Origin of the sequence: Nitrosomonas sp. Nm166, from assembly GCF_900112825.1 — a bacterium.
Taxonomy (GTDB): Bacteria; Pseudomonadota; Gammaproteobacteria; order Burkholderiales; family Nitrosomonadaceae; genus Nitrosomonas.
In genome coordinates this window covers 1-2,336 of record NZ_FONE01000103.1, presented here as the reverse complement: position 1 = coordinate 2,336, position 2,336 = coordinate 1, and the positions used below count along the sequence as shown (strand labels likewise).

Here is a 2,336-nt window from a genome sequence, read left to right as displayed (position 1 = left end):
AGCTCAAAGCATCGACTCGATCAGACCGTATCTCACCGCGACCCCTTCGCGAAATACGTCGCACACTTTTTTATAAAGGCACGCTCCATCTTCACTTCTGCTGATTCCCGTTTAACTCTGGATAGCTCTAACTCAAGTTCAGTCAGCGGCTTCTGATGCTTGCCTACTGCAGCGAGTTCTCCTCGTTTGTCAGCATAAACCCAGTTTTCTAGTGTCCCCCCTTGGGTAACGACAGCCGTTTTGCTGCTTCAACCAGAGTCAATCCAGTTTCTTTGAAAAACTTAACTGATTCCTTCCGAAATTCCTGACTATATTGTGTGCGGGGTAATTCCACCTTCGTCCTCCATTTTATGAAACTTCGGACTCCATGAAAATCAGCATACCTCAAGGCGCTCCAGTCAAGGCATTGAATGTAGCTCGGCAAGCGCCGCAGCGATAGCGTTGCAATTCGGCTGATGACTCCCAGTGCGCTATTTTACTATTTCCACATTTAGGGCAAGCCGCTTTAACTTGCATGCGTCTCTCAATTATTGCGCTCCCCTGCTTCAGTATCATCCCGCTTCCCCTAATGCTTCAGCAATTGTTCTTTTTGAGAAGGCGTCAACTTCTCAGGCTTTTTCCTTAATTTTTGGAATTCTTCAGATTTCATCGATTATATTATTATCTAACTGATCTGTATCGGTAATAATTTATACTTATACCAATACTCAAGAGTGACATAGCCTTATAATCTGTCTTATGATGCCAAGAAATTGGATTAGGCATGTTGTTTTTATTCACAAACTACATAGGTAAAGATATAGTCGTAAATTCATCGGCATAACAATCATAAATATTCTTAACTAACTGACAAATAAGCTATAGATTAATTATCAATAATAATTAATCTAAGGGAAGCCCATAGAATATAAAAACTAGCTACCTAGACTCAAAGATTATCCACAAAGTTACCCACAGAAATTGTGGTAGTAAAATTAAAAACCAAAATCCATTTTCTATGGAATCTGGAACTGGTATGAGAAGACGAAATTAATGCTAGCAAGTAAGCACAATAAAAACTTGCCATTCCGTTCTTTAATCTTGAAAAATTATTTATGAAATTGCTTTTAGGAATTATTATATTGATCTTACTAGCGTTATCAGCGCGCTTTAGAAAATTTGCAGGTTTTTTTGTTTTAATTTGCGTTGTTGGCGGCTTTCTATTTTGGCAATATCAAGAATATGAAAAAAAACAATCCAAGAGCAGGATCTCTCCTTCAGAGTTAGTTTTAAAGAATGTATCGTTTAAATCCACAAACAATAGTTATGAAATGACAGGGCGCCTCATCAATAACTCAGAAAAATACACATTGAATGGTATACAGCTGAAAATTTCTGTTAAAGATTGCGCAAATAATGATAACGCTAATTGCATTACTTTTTCAGAAAGAAATGAATATATCTATATCTCTATTCCACCTAAGCAAGCCAGAGATTTTAAGAAAGATATTTATTTATACTCAGACCAAATTGTAGAGAATAAGTTAATCTGGAACTATTCGATTGAATATACGGAGTCAGAATAGACGAAGTAAGATCTGCAAAATTCCTCTTGCAAAGGCTTCCTGTACAAAAATCTGTGCTGAGTGCAGTACTCCTTGAGACCTTTGCACGGTAGAAATGGTGCCAAGCATGCGAAAATGGCATAATACTGTTTTTATTCATCAGGTTGATTGTCATGGGTTTAAGTCTGGTCGATAGTTTTGTTACCGCCACACGCAAAGGCAATTTTCTGAATCAAATAGATCAGCTGATCGACTGGTCGCCCATCGAAAAAACAATTGCGCAGTACTATGCGCCGGTATCCGATGCCAAGGGCCGTCCTGCTTATCCAGGATTGCTGCTATTCAAAATGCTGCTGGCTGGTCTGTGGCATGGCGGTCTTAGCGATGAATCGGTTGAAGACATGGCCAACGCTAACCTGCACGTAATGCGTTTTCTCGGACTGGATCTGGAAGACGATGTGCCTGACCATTCGGTGCTTTCCCGATTCAGGACACGCCTGACGGCTGCGCAGGCTTGGGACAGCCTGCTGGAACAGGTCAACCAGCAGATTCAGGCACACAACGGTAACGAAAGGCTGTCACACTGATGCGGGCATTACGCACAGTCCGCGCAAACCCAGGGCGAAACCGGCGTATGAAGTGGTCAATGACCACGAAAATCGTGATGATGAAACAGACGCTCAGGCGAACATGAAAGGAGAACTTTGCACGGTCAGAGCCAGTTTCAGATGCGATTAATGATATAATAGTGTTTTTAATCATACAATTGAGTTAATTGATATGAGCTTTTCG

General features: G+C 40.6%; 3 protein-coding genes. 2 read left to right on the top strand and 1 reads right to left on the bottom strand.

Annotated features, from left to right (window positions below; genetic code table 11):
• Window positions 1–384 precede the first annotated feature (384 nt).
• Complete coding sequence (locus BM021_RS16410; protein WP_256207962.1) at window positions 385–516, bottom strand: IS1/IS1595 family N-terminal zinc-binding domain-containing protein; 132 nt, start codon at window positions 514–516, stop codon at window positions 385–387.
• Between the two features lie 578 nt (window positions 517–1,094).
• Between BM021_RS16410 and BM021_RS14860 the strand changes: the two genes are divergently transcribed.
• Window positions 1,095–1,565 (top strand): hypothetical protein, encoded by a 471-nt coding sequence (locus tag BM021_RS14860; RefSeq protein ID WP_090721752.1) that lies wholly within the window; start codon window positions 1,095–1,097, stop codon window positions 1,563–1,565.
• Window positions 1,566–1,717: 152 nt separating this feature from the next.
• Window positions 1,718–2,131 (top strand): transposase, encoded by a 414-nt coding sequence (locus BM021_RS14855; RefSeq protein WP_090721751.1) that lies wholly within the window; start codon window positions 1,718–1,720, stop codon window positions 2,129–2,131.
• Window positions 2,132–2,336 lie beyond the last annotated feature (205 nt).